This is a genomic window from Phenylobacterium sp., assembly GCF_004297125.1.
Taxonomy (GTDB): Bacteria; Pseudomonadota; Alphaproteobacteria; order Caulobacterales; family Caulobacteraceae; genus Phenylobacterium.
Window position 1 is genome coordinate 264,625 of the sequence record NZ_SCVD01000039.1, and the last position, 25,963, is coordinate 290,587.

The following is a 25,963-nucleotide window of genomic DNA, read 5'->3' on the forward strand; positions in this document are numbered from 1 at the left end:
CATCTTGAGAACTTCAGCGCACGCCGCTACCTAAGGCGCGGCACGACGAGGGAGGCCCGCATGGCCCAATCCGGAAAGATCCGCTGCGGCATCGGCGGCTGGACGTTCGAGCCCTGGCGGGGCGTGTTCTACCCGGCGGGCCTCTCGCAGAAGAAGGAGCTGGAGTACGCCAGCCGCCGCCTCACGGCGATCGAGATCAACGGCACCTACTACTCCAGCTTCAAGCCGGACAGCTGGGCCAAGTGGCGGGAGTCGACTCCCGAAGGGTTCAAGTTCGCGGTGAAGGCTTCGCGGTTCTGCGTGAACCGCAAGAAGCTGACCGACGCCAAGCCCTCGATCGAGATGTTCATGGGCCAGGGCATGGACGAGCTGGGCGACCGCCTGGGACCGATCCTGTGGCAGTTCATGGCCACCAAGAAGTTCGACTACGACGATTTCGCGGGCTTCTTCGACCTGCTGCCGGACAGGCTGAACGGCGGGAAGCTCCAGCACGTCATCGAGGTGCGCAATGGCACCTTCGCGGACCCGAAGTTCGTGGGCCTCTGCCGCGACCGGGGCGTCGCCATCTGCGTCTCGGAGAACGAGAACTATCCGCTGATCCCGGACGTGACCGCGGACCTGGTCTACCTGCGGCTGATCTCGGCGGACGACCGGATCGAGACCGGCTATGCGCCCAAGGACCTGGATCTCTGGGCCGGCCGGTTCAAGGACTATGCGGCGGGCGACATCCCCGGCGACTTCAAGCCCGTCGACCGCACCGGCCTGCCCGAGACCCCGCGCGACGTCTACGCCTTCGTCATCCACGAGGGGAAGGTCCGCGCGCCGGCGGCGGCGATGGAGTTCATCAAGCGGGTGGATCCGGACTTCGAGATCCCCGCCTGAGCGGGCTCTGGATCGCAGCTCCGATTGAATCGGAGCTGCGATCCAGGTCTTTGATTTGGCGCGTTTTCTGGCGGCGAACCGGTATCCACTTCGCCGGAAAGCGCTCTAAGACGCCAGCGACCGGTCGCGGACGTCCATCCAGTCGGACAGGGACATCGGCAGCTTCTCCGGAGGCAGGCTCCGCCCGCCGACCGGCGAGGGCACCGGCGTGCAGACCCCGGGGCCGGTGATGAAGGGAATCCGCAGCCGCGTGGCCGCTTCCACCTCCGCGCGGCGGCGGACGTTGGTGACGCCCGGCCAGATGCGCCGCTGCTTGTAGTGGACGAGGCGCTCGGCGAAGCGGCGCAAGGCCGACAGCCGCATCAGGTTGTCGCCTTCCGGAAGCACCAGCGTCACGCTGTTCACGGCCTCCAGCGCCAGCTTCTCGATCTCGAAGCCAGGGTCGGTGACCCGAAGATCGATCGCCCCGAAATGCGGCTCGAGCAGCGCTTTCGCCTGGCGTAGTCCCGTGTAGGCGGGATCGCGCGGCACGTCGTAGATGGTGGCGGCCAGTTCGCTTCGCCGATCGGTGGGCAGGTCCGCCAGCAGGGCCATGTAGGCGTCCCGCTGCGAGGGCCGCGCGAGGCTGGTGAAACAGATCGGCACGAAGATCAGCGAACCCTTCGGCCGCTCGGAGAGCAGCCGCGCGGCGATGCCGACGCAGCCCGCGTCGAAGCCGCTGGCCTCCTTGGGCATGTGATCGACCCCGTCGACCACGCAGACATGGGTCTTGGCGTTCTGGGGGATGTACATCACCACGTCGCCGTAGAAGACGCCGCGGGGGATGAAATAGACGCCCTGCACGCCTTCCCAGGCGGGCGGCGGCGGTGGCGGCGGCTCCAGGAGCTGCCGCTTCAGGGATGGCGGCGCGGAGGTCCAGTCGGGTCCGTCCTTGGCGACGGGCTCCGGGGCCTGCGGCTCACCCCCGCCGCGGCTTTCCGGCAGGATGCGGGTCAACCGGCCGCCGGGGGGAAGTCTCGACGGGTCGGCGACCGCCTCGACGATCTGCCGGGCGTCCAAGGAGGCGAACGCCGTCACCGCCGAATGGGAGCCTTCGAAGACCAGCAGCGCGACCTCGCCGTCGTCGGCCGTTCCGAACAGGTGCCGCTGCAGTTCGTCGGACAGCCGGCGCAGCTCGGCCAGGTCCAGTTCGTCGGACCTCGGGTCGGTGAGCAGGAAACTGACCTCGGTGAGCGGCGCGAACCGGCGCGGCCAGCTCCAGCGGGTTTCCAGGTAGGCGCTGGCGAACTTGTGGACGAGTTGTTCCAGCGCAGCCTGCGGCATGATCCCGCTATGGGCGGAGATGTCCACGCGGAGGCAGGCGACGGCGGTCACAACCCGGAATCCTTCATCTTCACCATGGCCAATCTTCAGTTGGGCAGTTCACGAGCCCAGCCCTTCGATTAGGTTAAGGTTTTCCGGCATTCCGAGAGGCGCGGCCGGCCGGTCGGCGATTCCCCTCGGCGGGCGGCCGGGGCTTGACTGGCCCTGCGTCACGAAACCGCAGATGGCGTCGAAGAGGAAAGGGACCCCGATGAGCGATCTCGCGATGGACGACCTGATGTTCCGGCCCGGCCTGATGAAGGGCCAGCGGATCCTGATCACCGGCGGCGGCACGGGACTGGGCAAGGTGATGGCCGAGGCCTGCGTGATGCTGGGGGCCGAGGTCTATATCTGGGGCCGGCGCGGCAGCGTGATCGAAGCCACGGCCAAGGAACTGACCGACGGCCAGGGGCACGTCGCTGGCGGCCGCTGCGTCGGCATGGCCTGCGACATCCGGGTCCCCGAGGCGATCCACGACGCCATGGACGAGGTGTGGGCCGGCGGGGCCCTGACCGGCCTGGTCAACAATGCGGCCGGCAATTTCATCAGCCGCACGGAGGACCTGTCGCCCAAGGGCTTCGACGCCATCGCCAACATCGTGTTCCGGGGCTCGTTTTTCGTGACCTTGGACGCGGGCAAGCGCTGGCTGGCCGAGGGCAAGCACGCCTCGGTGGTCTCGATCCTGACCACCTGGGTCTGGCACGGCGGGCCGTTCACGGTGCCGTCGGCCATGTCCAAGGCCGGCCTGAACGTGATGACCCAGTCGCTGGCGGTGGAATGGGGCGGGCGCGGCATCCGCCTGAACGCCATCGCGCCCGGCCCCTTCCCGACCGAGGGCGCCTGGGCGCGGCTCAATCCGTCCAGCGCCGTGGGCGGCGGCGAGAAGGCCGACCCGACCATCCCGCTCGGCCGCAACGGCGAGATGCGGGAACTGGCCAACCTGGCCGTCTATCTGCTGGATCCGGGGTCGGCCTATGTGAACGGCCAGACCATCGCCATCGACGGCGGGTCCCACCTGCAGGGCGGCGGCGGCTTCTCGCGGCTGGCGGCCTGGGGCGACGCCGAGTGGGAGGCGGCGCGCAACTCGATCAAGGCTTCGAACGAGAAGGACCGCGCCCAGCGCACGGTCTGAAGCCCCCATGAAAAAGACGCCCCGGGGGAGGGGCGTCTTTGGGTGTTCCGTAGTCTTCGCTAGACGCGTTGCTTACGCGCCGCCGGGGAAGCGCATCGGGATCTTCACGTCGCCCGACTTGTCACCCATGGGCATGGCCTCGGCCACGCACAGGGCGGCCTTGTCGAAGCCCTTGCCGGGAGCGCTGTCCGACAGGACGGAGCAGCCCGCCAGCTTGCCGCCATTGGCCGTGCACTGAAGCATCACCGTCGCGGCGTCGCGCGTGTTGGCGTTCTTGGTCAGGCACTTGGCCATGCTTTCCTGGAAAGACGCAGCACTAGACGCGCCAACCAGAGCAAAGCTCAGAGCAATACCACCGAAAAGAGAGACAGCCTTCTGCATCCCCACCTCCTGTTGAGAAACGATGTTGAGGGGAATACCCGCCGGCGGTGAACGAACCCTAAATTTCTCAACAAAATGGGAAAAGTGAGAATCGGTTAGGGAGTTCCGTTCAGCATAGCCAGGCTGGCGGGGTGTGCCCCAAGGCGAAGTGGACACGCGGGGAGAACACCCATGAAGCGCTTTCGGCTCGATGATCTGCCGTTGATGGTAAAGGTGGGCTTCGCGCCCGCGCTCGCTCTGGTGATGCTGGCCATGCTGGCCGCAGGCGCCGTCGCGCTGCAACGGAACCAAATGGGCGAGTTGGACCGCGTGGTCCACACCGACATGCCCAACACCCTGCGCATGCAGGACATCTCGGAGCAGATCACGGGGGTTCACGGCGACCTCTACCTCCTGCTCACCCACCAGGCCGCCCAGATCGAGCCCGAGAAGATCGGCGACCAGGGCAAGGCCCTGTTGGCGAAGGTCGACGCGATCTCCAAGGACGTCGCCGCCGTGCGGGCCAAGGCCCCGGCCGCCCGGCGCCCGCAGTACGACAAGCTGCTCAAGGACCTGAAGGAAACCCGCGAGGCGCTGGACATCATCATCGCGATGACCTCCGCCGACTTCGCCTCCGCCGCCGGCTTCGCCGCGCCCTTCGAGGATCAGTACGCGAAGATGAGCTCCAACCTGGAGGCCATCGTCGAGGCCACCCAGGCCGAGACCAACCGCCAGGCCGCCGCTTCGGCCGACCGGGCCAAGGCCGCCCAGACCGTGACGATCGCCGCCTCGCTGGCCACCCTGCTGATCACCGGCGCGGTCGCGGTCTTCCTCGTGCTGAACATGCGCCGGGCCGTGCAACGCATCGCCGGCGCCACCGAGCGGCTGTCACGCGGCGACAACGAGGTCGACCTCGACAAGCTGCAACGCAAGGACGAGCTGGGCGCCATCGTGAACTCGCTCACGGTCTTCCGCGACAACCAGCTCAACCTCGACCGCCTGCGCAAGGAACAGGAGGACGAACGCGCCGCCACCGAGGCCAACCGCCGCGAGACCGCCGCCGCCGCCGAGGCCGAGGCCGAGGAACAGGGCCGCGTGGTGGACTCGCTGGCCGGCGGGCTCGAGCGCCTGGCCGCGGGCGACCTGACGGTCCGCCTGAACCAAGGCTTCCCGGGCGCCTACGAGAAGCTCCGAAACGACTTCAACGACGCCGTGGTCAAGCTGGAGAAGGCCCTGTCGGCCATCGCCGTCTCGACCTCCGCCATCCGCTCCGGCGGCGGCGAGATCGCCCAGGGCGCCGACAACCTGTCGCAACGCACCGAGCGCCAGGCCGCGACCCTGGAAGAGACCGCCGCGGCGCTGGATGAGATCACCGCCACCGTGCAGCGTTCGGCCGAGGGCGCAGCCCAAAGCCGCGAGGCCGTGGCCGCCGCCAAGACCGAGGCCGAGCGCTCCGGCGAGGTGGTCAGCAAGGCCGTGGCCTCGATGACCGAGATCGAACGCTCAGCCCGCGAGATCAGCCAGATCATCGGCGTGGTCGACGAGATCGCCTTCCAGACCAACCTGCTGGCGCTGAACGCCGGCGTCGAGGCGGCCCGGGCCGGCGACGCGGGCAAGGGCTTCGCCGTGGTGGCCTCCGAAGTTCGGGCGCTGGCCCAGCGCTCCGCGGAATCGGCCAAGCAGATCAAGAGCCTGATCTCCACCTCCACCAGCCAGGTGGCGGAGGGCGTCAGCCTGGTCGGCGAGACCGGTCAGGCCCTGCACCGCATCGTCGCCCACGTCGACGAGATCTCGAAGCTGGTCGGCGAGATCGCCATGTCGGCCAAGGAAGAGGCCACAGGCATCGCCGAGGTGAACACCGCGGTGAACCAGATGGACCAGGTGACCCAGCAGAACGCGGCGATGGTGGAAGAGACCACCGCCGCCAGCCGGATGCTGGCCGACCAGACCGAAGAGCTGTTCGGCCTGGTGTCGCGGTTCAAGGTCGACCAGGGCGCAGCCCAGGCCCCCGCCGCCTACGCCCCGGCCCCGGCTCCGCGCGCCGAAACCCGCGCCAGGACCTTCCGCACCGCCGGCGCTACGGCGCTGGCTGTTGCGCCCGAAATGGCGGAGGCCGCGGACGACTGGACCGAGTTCTGACCGCTCGACGAGATCGCGGCGGGGGACCATACCCGCCTCGGTAGCGGGGCCGGCGCAGGGGACCATACCTGCGCCGGCCCTTTCCGTTTGCGTAAACGCCCGGCGACTCTAATATGACACCCGTCAAGTTTTCCGGGGGCGTTGGGGTTCGCATGTCGCAGGTCGCTTATCTTCCCGTCGGCAAGCGGGAGCAGACCAAGGTCCAGAACCGCCAGGCGATCCTGGACGCGGCGCGCGAGGTGTTCGGCGAGCTGGGCTACGAGGCGGCCACGGTGCGCGACATCATCCGCCGCACCGGCCTCGCGGCCGGCACCTTCTACAACTACTACCGCTCGAAGGAGGAGGTGTTCGCCGCCCTCGCCGACGATGGCGCGCGCCGTTTCGCCCCGATCCTGAAGAGCCTGCGCGGCAGCGGCGGTCCGCTCGACAGCTTCGTGCGCGACGCGATCCGGGCCTATTTCGAATTCATGGCCGACGAGCACATCTCGTGGGCCGCCCGCCGGCCGGCCGGCGAGATGCAGCCCCACGTGCATGGCGAGACCCCTGAGATGGCCGCCGTGTTCGCGGAGGTGAAGGACGCCATCGAGAGCGCCATCAACGAGGGCCGCGGCCCGGTCTCCGACACTGAATACATGGCCGCCGCCTGCATCGGCATCGCCCGCGAGGTCTGCGACAAGATGCTGATGCGCCGGCCGATCGACACGGCGAAGGCCGCCGATTTCGCCTCCGAGATGATCCTGAACGGTCTGAAGGGGCTGCCCGGGGCGACCTGCTGATGGCGTCTGCCGCCGCGCAGCGCCTCATCGCCCGCACGCTCCTGTCCCTGCCTGCGCCGATCCTGCGCCTGATGGCCGGCGGCGGCGTGGTCTACAAGGGCGGCCGGACCCTCGATCCCCGCCTGCAGTTCCTGGCCGTCCAGGCCCGCAAGGGTCCGGCCATGGAGAGCCTGACGCCCGAAGAGGCCCGTCGCGGCGAGACCGAGGCTCTGCGCGCCCTCAGCGGCGACCTGGAGCCTGGCGTCCGCTGGGAACCGATCAGCGTCCCCGGCGCGGCCGGCGAGGTCCCGGCGCGGCTGTACCGTCCCGACGGCCAGGATGCGGCCGCGCCGCTGATGGTCTGGGCCCACATGGGCGGCGGCGTGATCGGCGGGCTGGAGACCAGCCACTGCTTCTGCGCCCTGCTGGCGCGCATCACCCGCGCGCCGGTGCTGTCCGTGGACTACAGGCTGGCGCCCGAGCACCGGTTCCCCGCCGGCTTGGACGACATGCTGGCCGCCTATCGATGGGCCCGCGACCGTGCCGCCGGCTACGGCGCCAGCGGCGTCGCCATCGGCGGCGATTCCATGGGCGGCAATTTCGCGGCCGTCCTCTGCCAGGACCTGAAGCGGTCGGGCGAGCCCCAGCCGGCGCTGCAACTGCTCGTCTACCCCTGCACGGACGTGGCCTCCGAGACCGCGTCCATGACCACCTACGCCGACGCGTTCCCCCTCACCCGCGGGATGATGGACTGGTTCATGGGCCACTACCTGGGCCCCGACGACGACCCGGCCGGCGCGCGCCTGTCGCCGCTGCGGGAGAAGGATGTCGCCGGCCTGGCGCCCGCCGTCATCGCCACCGCCGGCTTCGACCCACTGGTGGACCAGGGCGAGGCCTACGCCCGGGCGCTCAACGCCGCTGGCGTGACCGTGCGGTACCGTTGCTACGATAGCCTCTCCCACGCCTTCGCGGCCTTCACCGGCGCGATTCCCCAGGCCGACGCCGCCTGCCGGGAGATCGCCGGCCTGGTGCGGGGGCTCTACGAGGAGCGCGTCGCCTGATGAGAGCCCTGGTGGTGGAGCAACTGCTCCCGGACTACGCAGGCTGCGTCGTCAAGGACCTCCCGACGCCGGAGCCTGGCCCGGGCGAGGTGCGGATCAAGGTCCGCGCCGCCGCCGTCAACTTCCCCGACCTGATGCAGACCCGCGGCGAGCACCAGCACAAGCCGGCCCTGCCCTTCGTGGGCGGGCTGGAACTGGCCGGCGAAGTCGACAAGCTGGGCGGCGGCGTCACCGGCTTCGCGGTCGGCGACCCCGTGGTCTCCGGCGGCCGGGGCGGCTTCGCGGAGTACGCCATCCTGCCGGCCTCTGCCCTGCGCAGGAAGCCCGACCGGCTGAGCTTCGCCCAGGCCGCGGGCTATCCGGTGGCCTACCTCACCGCCTACGTCGCCCTGAAGCGCGCCGCCGACGCCCAGCCCGGCGAGTGGGTGCTGGTGCATGGCGCGGCGGGTGGAGTGGGCCTGGCCGCCGTCGACTACGCCAAGATCCTGGGCTGCAAGGTCATCGCCGCCTCGGCCTCCGACGAGAAGCTGGCGGTGATCCAGCGTGAGTATGACGTCGACGCCGTCGTCAACGTCACCCAGGGCTTCCGCGAACGGGTGAAGGAACTGACCGGCGGCCGGGGCGCCGACGTGATCTACGACCCCGTGGGCGGCGACGTCTTCGACGAGTCGATCCGCTGCATCGCCTTCGGCGGCCGCATCCTCTCCATCGGCTTCACCTCGGGCCGCCTGCCCGTGCTGCCGGTGAACATCGCCCTCATCAAGGGGTTCTCCGTCCACGGCGTCCGCGCCGGAGAGTACGGCCGCCAGTTCCCCGAGAAGGGCCGCGAGAACAACGAGGCGATCTGGAAGCTGGCCGAGGACGGCCTGGTGAAGCCCCGCGTCGACGCCGAATACCCCCTGGAGGCCTGGCGCGACGCCTTCGAGACGCTGGCCCAGCGCAAGGTGGTGGGCAAGACCATCATCCGGCCGGATTTGTAGGAGCCCGCATGACCATCGGCAGCGAAGAAGAACTCGAAAAGCTCAGGGCCGCCGGCCGCCTGGTGGCGCGGACGCTGAAGATCATGGGCGAGGCGCTGGAGCCGGGGATCACCACCCGCGAGCTGGACCAGATCGGCCGCCGGGTCCTGGAGACCGAGGGCGCCAAGTCCGCGCCGGAGCTGACCTACAACTTCCCGGGCGCCACCTGCATCTCGGTCGGCCCCGACGTGGCCCACGGCATCCCGGACGACCGCCAGGTGAAGGCCGGCGACCTGATCAACATCGACGTCTCGGCCGAGCTGGACGGCTTCTTCGGCGACACGGGCGCGAGCTTCGCGGTGCCGCCGGTGACCAAGCGGGTCGAGCGCCTGTGCCGCGACGGCCGCCGGGCGCTGTGGACCGGCATCCGGGCCGTGCGCCCCGGCGTCGGGCTGGGCGAGCCCGGCCGCCAGATCGAGGCCTTCGCGCGCCGGAACGGCTACAGCCTCGTCCAGAACCTCGCCAGCCACGGCGTCGGCGCCTCCCTGCACGAGGACCCCACCGAAATCCCGACGTGGCACGAACCGCGAGAGCGCCGCCGGATCACCGAGGGTCTGGTCTTCACCCTGGAGCCGTTTCTGTCCCTGGGCGCGGACTGGGTCGAGGAGATCGGCGACGGCTGGACCCTGCGGCCGCCGGGCGGCGAGCCCACGGTGCAATACGAGCATACCCTGGTCGCCACGCGGAACGGCCCGGTGGTGATGACGCTGGCGGACTGAGCCTCCGTGACCGACGAGGACCTCGCCGCGCTCAACGCGCGAGGGAATGCGCTCTCCAAGCAGGGACGGCTGGGCGAGGCCCTGGCCATCTACGAGCAGGCGCTGGCTGTCGCGCCCGGCTATTTCCCCGCCGCCTTCAACCGCGCCCGCAGCCTGCTCTACCTCGGCCGTCGACGCGAGGCGCTCTCCGCCTACGAAACGGCCACAGCCCTCGACCCCGCTTCACCCGACGCCCGCGCCGGGCTCGGCCACGCCCTGGCCAGCGTCGGCCGGTGGGCCGAGGCAGCCACAGCCTACGACGTGGCCTTCTCGTTCGCCCCAGGCTATCCCCTGCTGGCCGGCTATCGCCTGCACGCCAAGATGAAGGTCTGCGCCTGGGACGGCTTCGACGACGCAGTCGCCGACCTGGAGACGCGGATCGACGCGGGTCAGCTCGCCGCCGCGCCCTTCCCGCTCGCCGCCCTGCCGATCTCCGCCGCCCGCCAGCGCCGCTGCGCCGAACTCTACGCCGCGGGCCTCGCGCCCGCCGCGCCTTTGCCCCCGCCGGCTCCGGCGCCCGGACCTCGCCTTCGGGTCGGCTACTTCTCCGCCGACCTCCACGAGCACGCCACCGCCTACCTGATGGCGGAGTTCTTCGAACTGCACGACCGCAGGGCCTTCGAGGTCACCGCCTTCTCCTATGGCCCGGCCAGCGACGGCCCCATGCGCCGGCGCCTGAAGGGCGCGTTCGAGCGGTTCTACGACGTCAGCCGGATGGCACCGTCCCAGGTCCGCGACCTCGCGCGCGGCCTCGGCATCGACATCGCCGTCGACCTGAAGGGCTTCACCACCGATTCCCGCCCCGAGATTTTCGCCGAGCGCCCCGCGCCGGTGCAGGTGAGCTGGCTGGGCTTCCCGATGACCACTGGGGCGCCGTTCATGGACTATGTGATCGCCGACCGGACGGTGATCCCGCCGGACCGCCGGGGCGATTTCTCCGAGGCCGTCGCCTGGCTGCCCCACAGCTACCAGCCCAACGACCGCACGCGAGAGCTCGGCCCCACCACGAGCCGCGCCGACCACGGCCTGCCGGACGACCGCTTCGTCTTCTGCAGCTTCAACGCCCTCTACAAGGTCACGCCGGCCGCGTTCTCGACCTGGATGCGTATCCTTGACGCCGTCCCCGGCGCGGTGCTCTGGCTGCTTGAGGACGAGCCGGCCGCCGCCGCCAACCTGCGCGCCGCGGCCGCCGCGCGGGGCGTCGACGCCGCGCGGTTGATCTTCGCCGGCAAGGTGGGCCAGGCCCAGCATCTGGAGCGCCTGACCCACGCCGACCTCTTCCTCGACAGCTGGCCCTACAACGCCCACACCACCGCCAGCGACGCCCTGTGGGCCGGCCTGCCGCTGGTCACCCTGGCCGGCGAGACCTTCGCCGCGCGGGTCGCCGCCAGCCTGCTCCTCGCCTGCGGCCTCGCCGAACTGGTCACCACCAGCCCGGCCCGGTTCGAGGCCCTGGCCATCGCTCTCGCCCACGACCCGGACCGGCTCGCCGGCTTGCGCGCCCGCACGGCCGAGGCCCGCGACACGGCGCCCCTTTTCGACACGCCCAAACTTGCCCGAGCCGTGGAGGACCTCTATCGGCGCATGCACGCCCGCCGGTTGGCTGGCCTGGCGCCGGAGGCTCTCGCCTGAAATCCCTTTTGGGACCGGTGGTTGACAGCCCGCCGCCCATCCACTATCCACCGCCGCTCGATTTTCGACCCCGGAGCTTTCGTCGTGAAGCGCACTTTCCAACCGTCCCGCCTCGTGCGCGCGCGCCGTCACGGCTTCCGCCTTCGCATGTCCACGAAGAACGGTCAGAAGATCCTGGCGCGCCGCCGCGCCAAGGGCCGCAAGCGCCTGAGCGCCTAGCCTCAGGCTAGCCCGAGGTGTCCGCGTGACGGACGCCGCCCCGCTCATCCAGAAATTGACCAAGCGCAGCGAGTTCCTCGCCTGCGCCCAGGCCCCCTCGTGCGCGAAGGGGGCCGTCGTCGTTCAGGCCAGGCCCCGCGGCGACGAGACGCCCTTGGTGCGCGTCGGCTTCACCGCCACCAAGCGCATCGGCGGCGCCGTGCAGCGCAACCGGGCCAAGCGCCGGATGCGCGAGGCCGCCCGGGCGATCCTGCCCGAATTCGCCAGCCCCGGCGTCGACTATGTGATCATCGCCCGCGGGGGCGTGCTAAAGCGCCCCTGGGCCCGTTTGCTTGACGATGTGAAAAGCGCGCTGATAAGGCTCGCCGCCGACGGCGCGGCCCCCCAAGTCTAGACGGCCCCGCCCCTTCTCCTCCTCGACGGAAACCCGCGTCCCGCTCATGAGAGACGACAACACCCGCAACACGATCATCTTCTTCGTGTGCGCGGCCCTCCTGCTCCTGGTCTACCAGGTGTTCGTGATCGACCCGCAGGCCAAGCGCCAGGCGGAGGAGCGCGCCCGCCAGGCGCCCGCCGCTGCGACCGCCACGGTCAATGGCCCCGCCGCGCCCTCCGTGCCGCAGGCCGTGACCCGCGACGCCGCGGTGGCCGCCACGCCACGGGTGCCGATCGCCACGCCGGCGCTGAAGGGTTCGCTGTCGCTGAAGGGCGCCCGGATCGACGACCTCTATCTCGTGAAGTACCGCGAGACGCTGGACAAGAACTCGCCCGCCGTCGAACTGCTGCGCCCCGAGGGCACCCAGTACGCCTGGTTCGCCGACGTGGGCTGGACCGGCGCGAACATCGCCGGACTGCCCGGCCCGCAGACCGTCTGGACCCTGGCCCAGGGCTCCGTCCTCGCGCCCGGCCAGCCGGTGACCCTGACCTACGCCAGCGGCCAGGGCCTCACCTTCACCCGGGTGATCTCGGTCGACGACAAGTACATGTTCACGGTGGTCGACACCGTCGCCAACACCGGCGGTCAGCCGGTGACGCTGGCCCCCTTCGGCTCGATCCAGCGCCAGGGTGTTCCCCCGACGCTGGGCAAGAACGGCGTGGTGCATGAAGGCGGCATGGGCTGGATCGAGAAGCGCCGGCCGCTGAAGTACGCCAAGTGGCAGAAGGACGGCACCAGCCCGACCTACACCGCCACGGGCGGCTGGATCGGCATCACCGACCACTACTGGCTGGCCGCGGTCATCCCGGCCCAGAACGAGCAGATCCAGGGCCAGTACCGCCTGACCAAGGCGCCCGGCCTGAACCTGCTGGACGCCAACTACGTGGGCCAGGCCAAATCCATCGGGGCCGGCCGGCAGATCACCCACACCATGCACGTCTTCGCCGGCGCCAAGCAGGCGCCGATGCTGAAAGACTACGAGACCAAGCTGGGCATCGCCCACCTGGACGAGGCCATCGACTGGGGCATGCTGTGGTTCCTGACCCGGCCGGTCTCGGACTTCCTGGCCTACATCTACAAGCACGTCGGCAACTTCGGCGTCGCCATCCTGATGCTCACCGTCGTCGTGCGCCTCATCTTCTTCCCGCTCGCCAACAAGCAGTACGAGTCGATGACGAAGATGAAGAAGGTGCAGCCGGCGATGGAGGAGCTGCGCAAGAAGTACAAGGACGACCCCGCCAAGCAGCAGCAGGAGCTTCTGGCCCTCTACCAGCGCGAGAAGGTCAACCCGCTGGCGGGCTGCCTGCCGATCTTCCTGCAGATCCCGGTGTTCTTCGCCCTGTTCAAGGTGCTGCAGCTGGCCATCGACATGCGCCACGCGCCGTTCGTGGGCTACATCAAGGACCTGTCGGCGCGCGACCCGACCACGATCTGGAACCTGTTCGGGGCGATCCCGTGGGATCCGGGCTCGGCGCCCTTCATCGGCGCCATCCTGGCCACCAGCCTGCACATCGGCATCCTGCCGATCCTCTACGGCGCGACCACCTGGCTCACCACCTCCATGAGCCCCCCGGCGCCCGACCCGATGCAGCAGCGGATCTTCCAGCTCATGCCGCTGCTGTTCACCTTCATCATGGCGCAGTTCGCGATCGGCCTGCTGGTCTACTACACGTGGTCGAACATCCTGACGGCCATCCAGCAGTACGTGATCATGCGGCGTTTCAAGGTGGACAACCCGATCGACAAGCTGATCGGCAAGATCACCGGCAAGGCCAAGGCGGCGGGATGAGCGAGCCCTCCTCCAGCCCCTTCGACGCCGAAGCGCTGGAGGCGGCCCGGGTCTTCTTCGCCCATCCGGTCACCTTCATGATGGGCGCCGTGGCCATGGAGGGCCTGCCGCCGGCCGACCTGCCGGAGGTGGCCTTCGCCGGCCGGTCCAATGTGGGCAAGTCGTCGCTGATCAACGCGGTCACCGGTCGCAACCACCTGGCGCGCGCCTCCACCGCGCCCGGCCGCACGCGCGAGATCAACTTCTTCGTGGCCGACGAGACGCTGCGGCTGGTCGACCTGCCGGGCTACGGCTTCGCCAAGGTCAGCCGGGGCGAGAAGAACAAGTTCCAGAACCTGGGCCGTGCGTACCTTCGTGGCCGGCCGAACCTGAAGCGCGCCTATCTGCTGATCGACAGCCGGCACGGCCTGAAGGACGTGGACCTCGAGGCCATGGAGGCCTTCGACCTGGCCGCCGTCTCCTACCAGATCGTGCTGACCAAGGCCGACAAGCTGAAGCCGCGCGACGTGGCCCAAACCGCCGCCGAGACGCTCCGCAAGATCGCCAAGCGCCCGGCGGCCTTTCCGCGGGTGCTGGCCACCTCGGCCGAGAAGGGCGACGGCATCCCCGAACTCCGCGCCGAGATCGTCGCGGCCTGCGCCACCTGAGCCCATGCAAGGCGGCGTGCTCGACGTCTACATCGGCTACGACCGCCAGGAGGTCGTGGCCTATCATGTCCTGGTCCAGAGCATCCTGGAGCGCAGCTCGCGGCCGGTCCGGTTCACGCCCGTCAACCTGGCGAACCTGAAGGGGGTCTTCGCGCGCGAGGCGGCCGCGACCCAGTCCACCGAATTCTCGTTCTCGCGGTTCCTGACGCCCTACCTGTCCGGCTACGCTGGCTGGTCGCTGTTCATGGACTGCGACATGCTGGCCCGCGCCGACATCGCCGAACTGTTCGCCCTGGCCGACGACCGCTACGCCGTCATGGTCGCCCAGCACGACTATGCGCCCCGCGACACGGTGAAGTTCCTGGATCACGTCCAGACCCGCTACGCCAAGAAGAACTGGTCCAGCGTCATGCTGCTGAACAACGCCCGCTGCCGGGCGCTGACGCCGCAGTACGTCAACGAGGCCTCGGGGCTCCAGCTCCACCAGTTCCACTGGCTGGAAGGCGAGGACCAGGTCGGCGCCCTGCCGCTGGAGTGGAACTGGCTGGTCGGGGAGTACGACTTCAACGCCGACGCCAGGATCGCCCACTTCACCCGCGGCGGCCCCTATTTCGAGGCCTATGCCGACTGCGACTACGCCGATGAATGGCGCGCGGCGGAGGCCCGGGCGACCGCCGCCCTGGGCAAGCTCGCGCCGCCTATCGGCGACGCCACGACGGCCTGAGCCGATGGACCGGGCGGCTCTCTACGCAGCCGGACTGCGGCAACTGCGCGAGCAGCGGCCGGCGGAGGCGGCGGAGACCTTCCGGCGGCTCCTGCAGATCGCGCCGGAGCATTTCGAAGGGCGGGTCGATCTGGGCGTGGCGTTGCTCTCGCTCGGCCGATCCGCCGAGGCGGAGGCGGCCTTCCGTGAGGCGCTGGTCGCCCGCCCGGCTCACCCGATGGCGTTGAAGAACCTTGGCGTTCTGCTGATGGAGCAGTCGCGCCACGCCGACGGCCTGGCCTTGGCGGACGCCGTCCTGGCGCGAGAGCAGAACCATCGCCAGGCGCTGTTGTTGCGCGGCGCCGCGCTCGCCGGCGCGGGACAGGTCGAGGAGGCCGTCGGAGCCTACGGGCGGGTGCTCGCCGCCCGCCCCGACGATCACGAGGCGCTGACCCAGCTCGGCCTCGCGCAAGCGGCGCTTCAGCAGTATGGCGCCGCTCTCGAGGCCCTGGACCGGGCCGTTGCGCTGCGGCCCGACGACCCCTTCGCGCGATCCCGCCGCGGCGCCCTGCGCCTGCAACTCGGAGACTTCGGCGGCTGGACCGACTACGAAGCGCGCCTCGACCTGCGCCGCTTCCTGACGCGGTCGGGGGGCATCATCACCCCGGCCATCGCCGGCCAGTTGACCCGCAGCGCGGCCGGCGCCGAAGTCCTCGCGGACCGCCGGGTGCTGCTGTTGGGCGAGCAGGGGATCGGCGACCAGCTCATGTTCGCCAGCATGATCCCCGACGTCGCCCGCACGGCGGCCGCAGTGAGCTGCGTCTGCGACCCGCGCCTGGTGCGGCTGTTCGCGAACTCGTTCGATCAGGTCCGGTTCGACGGCCCCCTGACGGCGCAGATCCGCCGCAACGAGATCGACGCCGTCTTGGCCATGGGCAGCCTGGGCGGGATGTTCCGCACCCGGAAGGCGGATTTCCCGGGCTCGCCCTACCTGCGGCCGCGCCCGGCGATCCGCGACGCCTGGGCCCAGCGGCTCGGCCCGGCGTCGGGACGCCTGCGGGTCGGTCTATCCTGGCGAGGCGGGTTGCCCAGCACGCGGCGCAACGAGCGGTCCCTGTCGCTGGAGCAGTTGCGGCCCTTGCTCGCCCTGCCCGCCTGCGAGTTCGTCAGCCTGCAGTACGGCGAGGTCGAGGCCGAGGTCGCCGGATCCGGCGCGCCGATCCGCGCCTTTCCCCCGGCGGACATCGACGACTTCGAGGACCTCGCCGGTCTCGTCGCCAACCTCGACGTGGTGGTCTCGGTGCAGACCGCCCTGGTCCATCTCGCAGGCGCCCTCGGCAAGTCCTGCCTGACCCTGGTCCCGCACAATCCGGAATGGCGGTACGGGGCCCGCGGCGAGACCATGCCCTGGTACGGCGCCGTACGCCTGTTTCGCCAGGGCGAGCCCGGAGCCTGGGCGCCGGTGATCGACCAGGTCGCCGAGGCGCTGCGCGGCCTCTCGCCGGGCTCCGCGTCGATCGGCGGCTAGGCATCCGCAGCGTCACCCGGCTAACTGGCCGACAAACCCTAGAGGCCGCCATGATCCAGACCGACTCCCGCGCCGTCTTCGACGAGGAGCTGAACCTGTTCCGCGACCAGGTGCGGAAGTTCTACGACCGTGCGCTCATCCCCAACCTGGACCGCTGGGAGGCCGAGGGCATCGTCGACCGCGACTTCTGGCGGGCCTGCGGCGAGGCCGGGATCCTGTGCCCCACCGTGCCGGCCGAGTACGGCGGCCTGGGCCTGGACTTCCGCTACAACGCCGTGATCTCCGAAGAGCTGTTCTACGCGGGCTCCAGCGCCGGGATCACGCTGCAGTCGGACATCGTCGCTGACTACATCGCCAACTACGGCTCGGAAGAGCAGAAGCAGGAGTGGCTGCCGAAGATGGTCTCCGGCGAGGCGATCACCGCCATCGCCATGACCGAGCCGGGCACGGGGTCCGACCTTCAGGCCGTGCGCACCACCGCGAAGAAGGACGGCGACCACTACGTCGTCAACGGCTCGAAGACCTACATCACCAACGGCCAGAACGCCGACCTGATCATCGTCGTCGCCAAGACCGATCCCGACGCCCGCGCCAAGGGCATCTCGCTCATCCTGGTCGAGGCCACGCGCGAGGGCTTCAAGCGCGGCCGCAACCTGGACAAGATCGGCCAGCACTCGGCCGACACCTCGGAGCTGTTCTTCGAGGACGTCCGGGTGCCTCTGACCAACTGCCTGGGCGAGGAAGGCAAGGGCTTCGCCTATCTGATGAGCCAGCTTCCGCAGGAGCGCCTGGGCATCGCCGTCCAGGCCCAGGCCGCCGCCCAGCGCGCCTTCGACGAGGGCGTGAAGTTCACCAAGGAGCGCAAGGCGTTCGGCCAGTCGGTGTTCGACTTCCAGAACACCCGCTTCACCCTGGCCGGCCTCAAGGCCAAGATGCAGGCCGGCTGGGCGCACCTGGACTGGTGCATCGCCCGTCACCTGGAAGGCAAGCTCACCGCCGCCGAGGGCTCCGCCGCCAAGCTGTTCCACACGGAGCTGCAATGGGAGGTCTGCGACGCGGCCCTGCAGCTCCACGGCGGCGCCGGATACATGAACGAGTATCCGATCGCGCGGCTGTGGCGCGACGCGCGCGTGCAGCGGATCTACGGCGGCACCAGCGAGATCATGAAGGAAGTCGTCGCCCGGACCCTGTAGCGACGCAAAAGTCCGAAGCCCGACGCAACAAGCGGGGCCGTGCGGCGTTCTCCTGTCGTCAAGTCAGGGAGCCAGCGCACATGAACTCGTCCACTGTCGCCCCGGAGCGCGAGGCCGGATCGCGCTCCACCGTCCGCCGCGCCAATCGCCTGCTGGCCGCCCTGTCGGCTCGCGATTTCGCCGTGCTGGAGCCGCACCTGGAGTTGGTGACCCTGCAGCGCGGCAAGGTGCTGTTCGAGCCCGGCGACGAGGTCACCACCACCTATTTCCCCTGCCACCGCACGATGGCGTCCCTGCTGATCGTCACCCGCGACGGCCGCGAGGTCGAGGCGGCCACCATCGGGCGCGAAGGCGCGGTCGGCGGCATCGTCAGCGAGGGCCATAAGCCGGCGTTCGGTCGCGCCCTCGTCCAGGTCGGCGGCGACGCCCTGGCCATCAACACCAGCCACCTGGAGGCCGCCAAGACCGGCTCGCCCCGGTTCGGGGACCTGTTCTCGCGGTACGCGGACGCCCTCCTCGCCCAGATGATGCAGTCTGTGGCGTGCAACGCCCTGCACCGCACCGAGGAGCGTTGCGCCCGCTGGCTGCTCGCCACCCACGACCGGGCGGGCGACAAGATGATCCACCTGACCCAGGAAGCGCTGGCCGAGATGCTGGGCGTCCAACGCACCACCGTCACCGCCGTGACCGGCGTCCTCCAGGAACGCGGCCTGATCCGCACCCATCGCGGCCGGGTCGAGGTCCTGAACCGCCCCGGCCTCGAGCGCGCCGCCTGCGAGTGCTACCGCGCGGTCGAGGAGCACTTCGCGCGGCTGCTGCCGGAGGTGGACGTCTGAGCCGCCTCGCCCCTCCTGGCTCCAGCGAAGGGCGAGAACGCTTCACCGAGTGACAGGGGCGCCCCCGTCCGCTATCGGGACGCCCGGGTTTCGAGGACGGTGATGTGAGCCAGGATACGGAAGAGCAGGGCTGGGCGACGGCGAAGACGCTGGCCGAGGCGCTGCCCTATATCCAGATCTACGACCGCGAGACCGTGGTCATCAAATACGGCGGCCACGCCATGGGCGAGGAGTCGGTGGCCAAGCTGTTCGCCGCCGACGTCGTCCTGCTGAAGATGCTCGGGCTCCATCCTGTCGTGGTGCATGGCGGCGGGCCGCAGATCTCGGCCATGCTGGAGCGGGCCGGCGTGAAGTCGACCTTCATCGACGGCCTGCGTGTCACCGACGCCGCCACCATGGAAGTGGCCGAGATGGTCCTCTCCGGCGCGATCAACAAGGAGATCGCCAACTGGATCACCCTGGCCGGCGCCGAGGCCAAGGTCCGCGGCGTGGGCCTGTCCGGCAAGGACGCCCGGCTGATCACCGTCGAGAAGGCCACCCGGACCCGCAAGGACCCGGACAGCCTGATCGAACAGATCGTCGACCTGGGTTTCGTGGGCGAACCCAAGGCCATCGACACCACCCTGATCGAGGCCCTGATCGGCGCCGACGAGGACTACATTCCGGTGATCGCGCCGATCGGCGTCTCCGCCGAGGGCCAGACCTACAATATCAACGCCGACACGGTCGCCGGCGCCATGGCCGGCGCCCTGGACGCCAAGCGCATGCTGCTGCTGACCGACGTGGCGGGCGTGCTGGACAAGGACGGCCAGCTCATCCGCCAGCTCACCGTGGCGGAGGCCAAGGCCGCGATCGCCGATGGGGTCGCGACAGGCGGGATGATCCCCAAGCTCGAGACCGCCATCGACGCGGTGGAAGCCGGCGTGGAGGCCGTCGTGATCCTGGATGGCCGGCGACCGCACGCCATGCTGGTGGAGCTGTTCACGGAGCACGGGTCCGGCACCCTCGTCTGCCGATGAGCGCAAACCTCTTCCGGGCCGACCTCCGCCACATCGACACCTGGCTGTTCGACTTGGACAACACCCTCTACCCGGCCGAGTCCGGCTTCATGGCCGCGATCGTCGACCGGATGACCGACTTCGTGGAGAAGGTCACCGGCCTGCCCCGCGAGGAGGCGTTCAAGCTCCAGAAGTCCTACCTGTCGGAGCACGGCCTGACGCTGAAGGGCATGATGCTGAACCACGGCGTCGACCCGAGGGACTTCCACGCCATCTTCCACGACATGTCGCTGGAGGCCCTGGCCCACGACCCCGACCTGCTGGCCGCCCTGGAGCGGCTGCCCGGCCGGCGGCTGATCTTCACCAACGCCGACGACATCCATGCCGAGCGGGTGCTGGAGCGCCTGGGCCTCGGCCACCTGTTCGACGACGTCTTCCACATCGGCTCGGCCGGCTACGAGCCCAAGCCCAGCGCGGAAGCTTTCGCCCGGATCGGCGCCGCCCACGCCATCGACCCCGCCGCGACCGCCTTCTTCGAGGATAGCGAACGCAACCTGGCGCCCGCCGCCGACCTCGGCATGACCACCGTGCTGGTGGGGGCCTACGCCGCCCAGTCCACCGCGCCCTTCATCCACCACCGAACCGACAAGCTCGCACCGTTCCTGATGGACGCGAAGCTGAGAGAGGCCGCCTGATGTTCGACGACCTGAAGCCCGTGATCGAGGCGGCCTGGGAGGCGCGCGACGGGATCAACACCTCCACGACCGGCCAGGTGCGCGACGCGGTCGCCGAGACCATCGAGCTGCTCGATTCCGGCAAGATCCGCGTGGCCGAGCGCCAGGCCGACGGGACCTGGGTGACGCATCAGTGGGCCAAGCAGGCGATCCTGCTGTTCTTCCGCCTGACCGCGAACCGGCTGATCGACGCCGACGCGCCGCATCCCTACTGGGACAAGGTCCCCCTGAAGTTCACCGGCTGGGACGCCGCCCGCTTCGAGGCCGCCGGCTTCCGCGCCGTCCCCGGCTGCGTGGTGCGCAAGGGCGCCTTCGTCGGCCGCAACGTGGTGATGACGCCCTCCTTCGTGAACATCGGCGCCTATGTCGACGAGGGGACCATGGTCGACACCTGGGCCACGGTCGGCTCCTGCGCCCAGATCGGCAAGAACGTGCATATCTCCGGGGGCGCCGGCATCGGCGGGGTGCTGGAGCCGCTGCAGGCCAACCCGACCATCATCGAGGACAACTGCTTCATCGGCGCCCGCGCCGAGGTGGCCGAGGGCGTGATCGTGCGCGAGGGCAGCGTGCTCTCCATGGGCACCTTCATCACCGCCACCACCCCGATCATCGACCGCCGCACCGGCGAGACCTTCACCGGCGAGGTCCCGCCCTACTCCGTCGTGGTGTCCGGCAACCGGCCCAATCCCCACGACCCGAGCCTGCCGTCGACCTACTGCGCCGTGATCATGAAGACCGTCGACGAGCGGACCCGGTCCAAGACCTCGATCAACGAGCTGCTGCGGGAGTAGCCGCGTCGGCCGCCGCCGGGGCCACGGGCCCCGGATAGGGGCCGCTGACGTAGGATCCGCGTCGGCCCTCGCCTTCCTGGGTCGCGAAGACACCTGCCTGCCCGGCGCTCCGCGCGCAGGGCGGCTTGGAATCGAACCGGCCGGTGTAATAGCCGACCGGGCCGCGATAGGGATCGTAGCAGTAGGCATAGCCGTAGTTCGCCGACGCACAGCCCGATAGCGCCAGCGCACCGAGCGTGAGAAGCATCGGCAGGATCGGTCTGACAGCCATGGCGCGTCGGCCTCTTGCGGGTGAGGCCGCCACTCTCCGCCCCGGCGCCACGCCGCGCAACGCCGCTCGCCCGGGGCGCGAGGCGCTACTCCGGATACGGCGTCCCGTCGCGATGGCGGTAGAAGCTCTCGCCCGGCTTCGCGACCATGTCGATGTCGGGATAGTCGCAGGCGTCGGTCTCGGGCCGGCGCGAGCCGATCTCCAGATAGACGGCGTCGCGGTCGCTCCGGTTCTGCAGGCAGTGGCCGTTGGCGACCCCGGCCTTCCACGCCACGCAGTCGCCCGCCCGCAGCACGTGGTCGCCGTCGTCCTCGACGCACACCACCTCGCCCTCGAGCATGTAGACGAGCTCGTCCTCGACCGTATGCCAGTGGCGCTGGCTGGACCACTTGCCGGGCGTCAGGCGCACCAGGTTGACCCCAAAGTCGGTCAGGCCCGCGGCGTCGCCCAGCTTGCGCCACGTCGGGCCGAGGCAGATCTGCTTGAATGGATCCGGATAGCTGCAGCCCGAGCGGAGCTCCAGGGCGTCGATGTCGATCTTGGGCATGGTCCCTCTCGCGTCTGGCGTCATTGCTAGGTATGGCGATCACATGCCCGCCGCCATAGACGCCGTCGAACTTGCCCGCGACCTGATCCGCCGCCCCTCGGTGACGCCCGCCGACGCCGGCGCCATGGCGATCGTCGAGCAGATGCTGTCGGCCCTGGGCTTCGCCTGCCGCCGGATGAGGTTCGGCGAGATCGAGAACCTCTACGCCCGCTACGGGACCGCCCGGCCCAACCTCTGCTTCGCCGGCCACACCGACGTGGTGCCCGTGGGCGACGCCGCCGCCTGGACCAAGGACGCCTTCGCCGCGGACGTGGTGGACGGCGTGCTGATCGGCCGGGGCTCGGTGGACATGAAGAGCGCCATCGCCGCCTTCGCCGCCGCCTGCGCGGACGCCATCGCGGCGGGAAAGGTCACCGGTTCGATCTCGTTCCTGATCACCGGCGACGAGGAGGGCGTGGCCACCCACGGCACCAAGCTCGTGGTCGAGGCCCTGGCGGCCGAGGGCGAAGTGATCGACCATTGCGTGGTGGGCGAACCCACCTCGGCCGAGACCTTCGGCGACATGGTCAAGGTGGGCCGCCGCGGCTCGATCAACGCCGAGATCGTGGTCGAAGGCATCCAGGGCCACGTGGCCTATCCCCACCGCGCCGCCAATCCCGCCCCCGTGCTGATCCGGCTATTGGCCGCGCTCCAGGGCCGCAAGCTGGACGACGGCTACGCCGAGTTCCAGCCCTCGAACCTCGAGGTCACCTGGATCGACGTGCCCAACACAGCCACCAACGTCATCCCCGGCGTGGCCCGCGCGCGGCTCAACATCCGCTTCAATCCCAACCACACCGGCCAGGCGCTGGCGGACTGGTTCAACGCCGAAGCCGCGAAGGCCGCCGAGGGCTTCAAGGGCACGGTCACCGTCACACCGCAGATCAGCGGCGAGGCCTTCCTGACCGAGCGGGGCCCGTTCACCGACCTGGTCGCCGCCGCGGTGGCCGACGTCACCGGCGCCCCGCCCGAGCTCTCCACCTCCGGCGGCACCTCGGACGCCCGCTTCATCCGCGCCCTGTGCCCGGTGATCGAGGTGGGCCTGGTCGGCAAGACCATGCACCAGGTGGACGAGCGCGCGCCCGTCGAGGAGATCCGGACGCTGCAGCGGGTCTACGCCCGGATCATCGAGCGCTACTTCGCCTAGTTGTTCCCGCCGATCAGGTCGCCCAGGCCGCCCAGCACCGAGCCCTCGCCGCGGTTCTGGCCGCCGCCGCCGGCCGCCGCCATCATCCGTCCGGCCAGGCGCGAGAACGGCAGCGACTGGATCCAGACCTTGCCCGGCCCGCGCAGCCGGGCGAAGAACAGGCCCTCGCCGCCGAACAGCGCGGTCTTCACCCCGCCGGCCATGATCAGGTCGAAGTCGACGCTGGGCGTGTAGGCGGCCAGGCAGCCGGTATCCACGTGCAGTTCCTCGCCGGCCTTCAGCTCCCGCTCGACGATCGTGCCGCCCATCTGGACGAACACCCAGCCGTCGCCGTCCAGCTTCTGCATGATGAAGCCCTCGCCGCCGAACAAGCCTGTCATCACCTTGCGCTGGAAGGCGATGCCGATGGAGACCCCGCGGGCCGCGGCCAGGAAACTGTCCTTCTGGCAGACCAGCGTGCCGCCCACGTCGCTCAGCTTCAGCGGCAGGATCGCGCCGGGCGTCGGCGAGGCGAAGGCCACCCGCGCCTTGCCCTGCCCCTGGTGGGTGAAGACCGTGGTGAACAGGCTCTCACCGGTGACCAGGCGCTTGCCGGCCCCCAGAAGCTTGCCCATGAAGCCACCGCCGGCGCCGCCCGAGCCGTCGCCGAACACCGTGGTCATCTCGACGCTCGCGTCCTTCCAGACCAGGGCGCCCGCCTCGGCCACGGCGCTCTCGCCGGGATCCAGCTCGATCTCCAGGAACTGCAGCTCCTGGCCCTTGACCTCGAAGTCGATGTCGTCGGCGACGCTGGCGTTGCGGCTGTGGTGGCTCCAGGGGCCTTGGGACATGGAAATGCTCCTCTCGAATCGGCCCCTATCTACGTCCGGCGCCGCGTCGTGGGCCAGCCCGCAGACCGGTCAGTCATAGGTCACGCCCGTCAGGTACAGCCCCTCGGCCGGGGCCACCGGCCCGCAGGCCTTGCGGTCGCGGGCGTCCAGCGCGGCCTGCACGTCGGCCTTGGTCCAGCGGCCCACGCCCACCTCGGCCAGGGTCCCGGTCATCGAGCGGACCTGGCGGTGCAGGAACGAGCGCGAGGCGAACTCCAGGATCACTTCCTCGCCATCGCGGAACACCTTGGCCACGTCCAGGGTCTTCACGGGCGATTTCGCCTGACAGGCCAGGTCGCGGAAGGTGGTGAAGTCATGGTGGCCCACCAGCACCTGGGCGGCCGCGTGCATGGCCTCGGCGTCCAACGGCTTCTTCACGTGCCAGACCCGGCCCTGGTCCAGCGCCGGCGGCGCCCGGCGGTTCAGGATGCGATAACGATAACGCCGCCCCGTCGCCGAAAACCGGCTATGCCAGTCGCCGACCGCCCGCTCGGCGGCCAGGATGGCGATGGGTTCGGGATAGAGGTGGGCGTTCACGGCGTTGCGCACCGTCTCGGCCGGCCAATCCTTGGCGAGGTCCACGTGGACCACCTGGCCGGTGGCGTGGACACCGGTGTCGGTGCGCCCCGCGGCGCCCACGCGGACGTCCTCGCCGCAGAAGGCCTTCACGGCCCTCTCGAGGGAGCCCTGCACCGACGGCAGCCCGGCCTGGAGCTGGAAGCCACGGTACGGCCGGCCGTCGTACTCGACGAGAAGGCGATAGCGGGGCATCAGCCGAGCTTCGTCCCGGCCGGCACGGGATTGCCGCGCAGGAAGACGTCGGCCTCCTGTGGGCCCTTGCCCTCGCGCTGCACCCTGAGCAGCCGCACGGCGCCCTCGCCGGTCGCCACCAGCAGCCGGTCGTCCAGGGTGACGCCCGGCTCGCCAGCCTCGTCCTCGAACGCCGACAGCAGCGCCTTCACCCGGACCGGACCCTTGTCGGTCGGCAGCTCGAACCAGGCGCCGGGGGACGGCGACATGCCGCGGATCTTGCCGTCCAGCACCGGGCCGGGCCTGGTCCAGTCCAGGCGGGCGAACTTCGCATTGATCTTCTTCGCGTAGGTCACGCCCACCTCGGCCTGCGGCGTCGCCACGGCGCGGCCGGCCTCGATGTCGGCGAGAGTCCGGACGATCAGCTCCGCCCCCGCCGCGGCCAGCCGGTCGTGCAGGGTCCCGGCGGTCTCCAGGGCGTCGATGCGCAGGGTAGCCGTGGCCAGGACAGGCCCCTCGTCCAGCCCCTCGGTCATCCGCATCACCTGCACCCCGGTGACCTTGTCGCCGGCCATGATCGCCCGCTGAATCGGCGCCGCGCCCCGCCAGCGCGGCAACAGCGAGGCGTGGACGTTATACGAGCCCAGCCGGGGCGCCTCGAGCACCGCGCCCGGCAGGATCTGCCCGAACGCGACCACCACGGCGGCGTCCAGCCGCAGGGCCGCGAAGGCCTCGATCTCCGCGGGGTCGCGCATCGAGACGGGCGTGCGCACCGCAATGCCGTGGGCCTCGGCGAAGGCCTGCACGGGCGAGGGCTTCAGCTCATGTCCGCGGCCGCGCGGCGCCGGGGGCTGGGAATAGACACACGCGATCTCGTGGCCCGCCGCGACGATGGCGCTGAGGGCCGAGACGGCGAAGTCAGGAGTGCCAAGGAAGGCGAGACGCATGGGCGGGTCTTAGCGGGCGCGCTTCAGGAAGGGAACTTCGCGGCAAGCGTGGCCGTTGATGAGGGTCGAGGAATGGAGCCTCTCCCCATGAACAAGTTGATCGTTGCCAGCCTGGCGAGCGCCGGCCTGATGCTGGCCGCCTGCACCAAGGCCGAACAGGCCAAGACCGACCAGAACGTCGACCAGGCCGCTTCCGACGTGTCGCGCTCGGCCGCGGAGGTGGGGGACAAGGTCTCCGAGGCCGCCAAGGACGTCGCCAACAGCCCAGCCGTCGAGAAGGCCGGCGACAGCCTCAAGGAAGCCGCCAAGGACACGGGCACGATCCTGAAGGAAGCCGGCAAGGGCGCGGTGAGCGGGGCCAAGGAAGGCATGGCCAAGGCTGAGGGCAAGGACGCGGAAGAGAAGCACTGACTTTTCCC

28 protein-coding genes are annotated in these 25,963 nt (G+C 70.0%); 21 read left to right on the top strand and 7 right to left on the bottom strand.

Annotated elements, in window-relative coordinates:
• The first annotated feature begins 60 nt into the window (after positions 1-60).
• The gene (locus tag EPO51_RS25970; protein ID WP_293356801.1) at positions 61-882 is read left to right on the top strand and encodes a DUF72 domain-containing protein; all 822 of its coding nucleotides are present in this window, start codon (positions 61-63) and stop codon (positions 880-882) included.
• 105 nt (positions 883-987) lie between these two features.
• Here EPO51_RS25970 and EPO51_RS25975 read toward each other — a convergent pair whose 3' ends face one another.
• Positions 988-2,256, bottom strand: a complete 1,269-nt coding sequence (locus tag EPO51_RS25975; protein WP_293356803.1) for a hypothetical protein — start codon at positions 2,254-2,256, stop codon at positions 988-990.
• A 199-nt stretch (positions 2,257-2,455) separates the two neighbouring features.
• On the opposite strand from EPO51_RS25975, the gene EPO51_RS25980 reads away from it, so the two are divergent.
• Positions 2,456-3,376, top strand: a complete 921-nt coding sequence (locus EPO51_RS25980) for an SDR family oxidoreductase (protein WP_293356805.1) — start codon at positions 2,456-2,458, stop codon at positions 3,374-3,376.
• 72 nt (positions 3,377-3,448) lie between these two features.
• Here EPO51_RS25980 and EPO51_RS25985 read toward each other — a convergent pair whose 3' ends face one another.
• Entirely contained in the window at positions 3,449-3,670 is a 222-nt protein-coding gene (locus tag EPO51_RS25985; RefSeq protein WP_293356807.1) for a hypothetical protein, read from the bottom strand.
• Between the two features lie 258 nt (positions 3,671-3,928).
• On the opposite strand from EPO51_RS25985, the gene EPO51_RS25990 reads away from it, so the two are divergent.
• From EPO51_RS25990 to dapD, 17 genes are all read left to right on the top strand, one after another.
• Entirely contained in the window at positions 3,929-5,875 is a 1,947-nt protein-coding gene (locus tag EPO51_RS25990) for a methyl-accepting chemotaxis protein (protein ID WP_293356809.1), read from the top strand.
• A 152-nt stretch (positions 5,876-6,027) separates the two neighbouring features.
• Positions 6,028-6,651: a TetR/AcrR family transcriptional regulator gene (locus EPO51_RS25995; protein ID WP_293356811.1), complete on the top strand. Its 624-nt coding sequence runs from the start codon at positions 6,028-6,030 to the stop codon at positions 6,649-6,651.
• Positions 6,651-7,691 (top strand): alpha/beta hydrolase, encoded by a 1,041-nt coding sequence (locus EPO51_RS26000; protein WP_293356813.1) that lies wholly within the window; start codon positions 6,651-6,653, stop codon positions 7,689-7,691. Before EPO51_RS25995 ends, EPO51_RS26000 begins: the two co-directional genes overlap by 1 nt.
• Entirely contained in the window at positions 7,691-8,671 is a 981-nt protein-coding gene (locus EPO51_RS26005) for an NADPH:quinone oxidoreductase family protein (RefSeq protein WP_293356815.1), read from the top strand. The genes EPO51_RS26000 and EPO51_RS26005 overlap by 1 nt, the downstream gene beginning before the upstream one ends.
• An 8-nt stretch (positions 8,672-8,679) precedes the next feature.
• Entirely contained in the window at positions 8,680-9,429 is a 750-nt protein-coding gene (map, locus tag EPO51_RS26010) for a type I methionyl aminopeptidase (RefSeq protein WP_293356817.1), read from the top strand.
• Between the two features lie 6 nt (positions 9,430-9,435).
• Entirely contained in the window at positions 9,436-11,100 is a 1,665-nt protein-coding gene (locus EPO51_RS26015) for an O-linked N-acetylglucosamine transferase, SPINDLY family protein (RefSeq protein ID WP_293356819.1), read from the top strand.
• A gap of 84 nt (positions 11,101-11,184) precedes the next feature.
• Positions 11,185-11,319, top strand: a complete 135-nt coding sequence (gene rpmH, locus EPO51_RS26020; protein ID WP_068877158.1) for a 50S ribosomal protein L34 — start codon at positions 11,185-11,187, stop codon at positions 11,317-11,319.
• 25 nt (positions 11,320-11,344) lie between these two features.
• On the top strand, positions 11,345-11,713 hold the full coding sequence (rnpA, locus tag EPO51_RS26025; RefSeq protein ID WP_293356827.1) for a ribonuclease P protein component: 369 nt from the start codon (positions 11,345-11,347) through the stop codon (positions 11,711-11,713).
• A 46-nt stretch (positions 11,714-11,759) separates the two neighbouring features.
• The gene (gene yidC / locus EPO51_RS26030) at positions 11,760-13,544 is read left to right on the top strand and encodes a membrane protein insertase YidC (RefSeq protein WP_293356829.1); all 1,785 of its coding nucleotides are present in this window, start codon (positions 11,760-11,762) and stop codon (positions 13,542-13,544) included.
• Positions 13,541-14,191: a ribosome biogenesis GTP-binding protein YihA/YsxC gene (gene yihA / locus EPO51_RS26035; RefSeq protein ID WP_293356831.1), complete on the top strand. Its 651-nt coding sequence runs from the start codon at positions 13,541-13,543 to the stop codon at positions 14,189-14,191. The genes yidC and yihA overlap by 4 nt, the downstream gene beginning before the upstream one ends.
• Positions 14,192-14,207: 16 nt before the next feature.
• Positions 14,208-14,915: a glycosyltransferase family protein gene (locus EPO51_RS26040; protein ID WP_293356833.1), complete on the top strand. Its 708-nt coding sequence runs from the start codon at positions 14,208-14,210 to the stop codon at positions 14,913-14,915.
• A gap of 4 nt (positions 14,916-14,919) precedes the next feature.
• Complete coding sequence (locus EPO51_RS26045) at positions 14,920-16,422, top strand: tetratricopeptide repeat protein (RefSeq protein WP_293356835.1); 1,503 nt, start codon at positions 14,920-14,922, stop codon at positions 16,420-16,422.
• A 50-nt stretch (positions 16,423-16,472) separates the two neighbouring features.
• Positions 16,473-17,615, top strand: coding sequence for an acyl-CoA dehydrogenase family protein (locus EPO51_RS26050; RefSeq protein ID WP_293356837.1), 1,143 nt, complete (start codon positions 16,473-16,475; stop codon positions 17,613-17,615).
• 80 nt (positions 17,616-17,695) lie between these two features.
• Positions 17,696-18,451 carry a Crp/Fnr family transcriptional regulator gene (locus tag EPO51_RS26055; RefSeq protein WP_293356839.1) on the top strand — a complete coding sequence of 252 codons (756 nt, stop codon included), beginning with the start codon at positions 17,696-17,698 and terminating at the stop codon, positions 18,449-18,451.
• A 104-nt stretch (positions 18,452-18,555) separates the two neighbouring features.
• Positions 18,556-19,470, top strand: a complete 915-nt coding sequence (argB, locus tag EPO51_RS26060; protein ID WP_293356841.1) for an acetylglutamate kinase — start codon at positions 18,556-18,558, stop codon at positions 19,468-19,470.
• A complete protein-coding gene (locus EPO51_RS26065) occupies positions 19,467-20,144 on the top strand; it encodes a pyrimidine 5'-nucleotidase (RefSeq protein WP_293356843.1) in 678 nt (225 codons plus the stop codon). Before argB ends, EPO51_RS26065 begins: the two co-directional genes overlap by 4 nt.
• A complete protein-coding gene (gene dapD, locus EPO51_RS26070; RefSeq protein ID WP_293356845.1) occupies positions 20,144-20,974 on the top strand; it encodes a 2,3,4,5-tetrahydropyridine-2,6-dicarboxylate N-succinyltransferase in 831 nt (276 codons plus the stop codon). The genes EPO51_RS26065 and dapD overlap by 1 nt, the downstream gene beginning before the upstream one ends.
• Here dapD and EPO51_RS26075 read toward each other — a convergent pair.
• A complete protein-coding gene (locus EPO51_RS26075; protein ID WP_293356847.1) occupies positions 20,952-21,245 on the bottom strand; it encodes a hypothetical protein in 294 nt (97 codons plus the stop codon). The genes dapD and EPO51_RS26075 overlap by 23 nt on opposite strands.
• An 85-nt stretch (positions 21,246-21,330) precedes the next feature.
• The gene (locus tag EPO51_RS26080; protein WP_293356849.1) at positions 21,331-21,792 is read right to left on the bottom strand and encodes a cupin domain-containing protein; all 462 of its coding nucleotides are present in this window, start codon (positions 21,790-21,792) and stop codon (positions 21,331-21,333) included.
• Positions 21,793-21,835: 43 nt separating this feature from the next.
• On the opposite strand from EPO51_RS26080, the gene dapE reads away from it, so the two are divergent.
• The gene (gene dapE, locus EPO51_RS26085) at positions 21,836-22,978 is read left to right on the top strand and encodes a succinyl-diaminopimelate desuccinylase (protein WP_293356851.1); all 1,143 of its coding nucleotides are present in this window, start codon (positions 21,836-21,838) and stop codon (positions 22,976-22,978) included.
• Here dapE and EPO51_RS26090 read toward each other — a convergent pair.
• The 3 genes from EPO51_RS26090 to fmt form a co-directional block, all read right to left on the bottom strand.
• Positions 22,975-23,808 carry a TIGR00266 family protein gene (locus tag EPO51_RS26090; protein WP_293356853.1) on the bottom strand — a complete coding sequence of 278 codons (834 nt, stop codon included), beginning with the start codon at positions 23,806-23,808 and terminating at the stop codon, positions 22,975-22,977. The genes dapE and EPO51_RS26090 overlap by 4 nt on opposite strands.
• Before the next feature lie 69 nt (positions 23,809-23,877).
• Positions 23,878-24,618 carry a tRNA pseudouridine(38-40) synthase TruA gene (truA, locus tag EPO51_RS26095; protein ID WP_293356855.1) on the bottom strand — a complete coding sequence of 247 codons (741 nt, stop codon included), beginning with the start codon at positions 24,616-24,618 and terminating at the stop codon, positions 23,878-23,880.
• Positions 24,618-25,544 (bottom strand): methionyl-tRNA formyltransferase, encoded by a 927-nt coding sequence (fmt, locus tag EPO51_RS26100; RefSeq protein ID WP_293356857.1) that lies wholly within the window; start codon positions 25,542-25,544, stop codon positions 24,618-24,620. Before fmt ends, truA begins: the two co-directional genes overlap by 1 nt.
• Positions 25,545-25,631: 87 nt before the next feature.
• On the opposite strand from fmt, the gene EPO51_RS26105 reads away from it, so the two are divergent.
• Entirely contained in the window at positions 25,632-25,955 is a 324-nt protein-coding gene (locus EPO51_RS26105; protein ID WP_293356859.1) for a hypothetical protein, read from the top strand.
• The last annotated feature ends 8 nt before the right edge of the window (positions 25,956-25,963 follow it).

Excerpts from the sequence above, each read along its gene's own strand:
- EPO51_RS26080 (WP_293356849.1), bottom strand. The coding sequence starts at position 21,792 with ATGCCCAAGATCGACATCGACGCCCTGGAGCTCCGCTCGGGCTGCAGC.
- truA (WP_293356855.1), bottom strand. The coding sequence starts at position 24,618 with ATGCCCCGCTATCGCCTTCTCGTCGAGTACGACGGCCGGCCGTACCGT.
- EPO51_RS26075 (WP_293356847.1), bottom strand. The coding sequence starts at position 21,245 with ATGGCTGTCAGACCGATCCTGCCGATGCTTCTCACGCTCGGTGCGCTG.
- dapD (WP_293356845.1), top strand. The coding sequence starts at position 20,144 with ATGTTCGACGACCTGAAGCCCGTGATCGAGGCGGCCTGGGAGGCGCGC.
- yidC (WP_293356829.1), top strand. The coding sequence starts at position 11,760 with ATGAGAGACGACAACACCCGCAACACGATCATCTTCTTCGTGTGCGCG.
- EPO51_RS25970 (WP_293356801.1), top strand. The coding sequence starts at position 61 with ATGGCCCAATCCGGAAAGATCCGCTGCGGCATCGGCGGCTGGACGTTC.
- EPO51_RS26050 (WP_293356837.1), top strand. The coding sequence starts at position 16,473 with ATGATCCAGACCGACTCCCGCGCCGTCTTCGACGAGGAGCTGAACCTG.
- EPO51_RS25985 (WP_293356807.1), bottom strand. The coding sequence starts at position 3,670 with ATGGCCAAGTGCCTGACCAAGAACGCCAACACGCGCGACGCCGCGACG.
- EPO51_RS26105 (WP_293356859.1), top strand. The coding sequence starts at position 25,632 with ATGAACAAGTTGATCGTTGCCAGCCTGGCGAGCGCCGGCCTGATGCTG.
- EPO51_RS26065 (WP_293356843.1), top strand. The coding sequence starts at position 19,467 with ATGAGCGCAAACCTCTTCCGGGCCGACCTCCGCCACATCGACACCTGG.
- EPO51_RS26090 (WP_293356853.1), bottom strand. The coding sequence starts at position 23,808 with ATGTCCCAAGGCCCCTGGAGCCACCACAGCCGCAACGCCAGCGTCGCC.
- EPO51_RS26000 (WP_293356813.1), top strand. The coding sequence starts at position 6,651 with ATGGCGTCTGCCGCCGCGCAGCGCCTCATCGCCCGCACGCTCCTGTCC.
- EPO51_RS25980 (WP_293356805.1), top strand. The coding sequence starts at position 2,456 with ATGAGCGATCTCGCGATGGACGACCTGATGTTCCGGCCCGGCCTGATG.
- EPO51_RS26045 (WP_293356835.1), top strand. The coding sequence starts at position 14,920 with ATGGACCGGGCGGCTCTCTACGCAGCCGGACTGCGGCAACTGCGCGAG.
- EPO51_RS26005 (WP_293356815.1), top strand. The coding sequence starts at position 7,691 with ATGAGAGCCCTGGTGGTGGAGCAACTGCTCCCGGACTACGCAGGCTGC.
- dapE (WP_293356851.1), top strand. The coding sequence starts at position 21,836 with ATGCCCGCCGCCATAGACGCCGTCGAACTTGCCCGCGACCTGATCCGC.
- yihA (WP_293356831.1), top strand. The coding sequence starts at position 13,541 with ATGAGCGAGCCCTCCTCCAGCCCCTTCGACGCCGAAGCGCTGGAGGCG.
- fmt (WP_293356857.1), bottom strand. The coding sequence starts at position 25,544 with ATGCGTCTCGCCTTCCTTGGCACTCCTGACTTCGCCGTCTCGGCCCTC.
- EPO51_RS25990 (WP_293356809.1), top strand. The coding sequence starts at position 3,929 with ATGAAGCGCTTTCGGCTCGATGATCTGCCGTTGATGGTAAAGGTGGGC.
- EPO51_RS25995 (WP_293356811.1), top strand. The coding sequence starts at position 6,028 with ATGTCGCAGGTCGCTTATCTTCCCGTCGGCAAGCGGGAGCAGACCAAG.
- EPO51_RS26055 (WP_293356839.1), top strand. The coding sequence starts at position 17,696 with ATGAACTCGTCCACTGTCGCCCCGGAGCGCGAGGCCGGATCGCGCTCC.
- map (WP_293356817.1), top strand. The coding sequence starts at position 8,680 with ATGACCATCGGCAGCGAAGAAGAACTCGAAAAGCTCAGGGCCGCCGGC.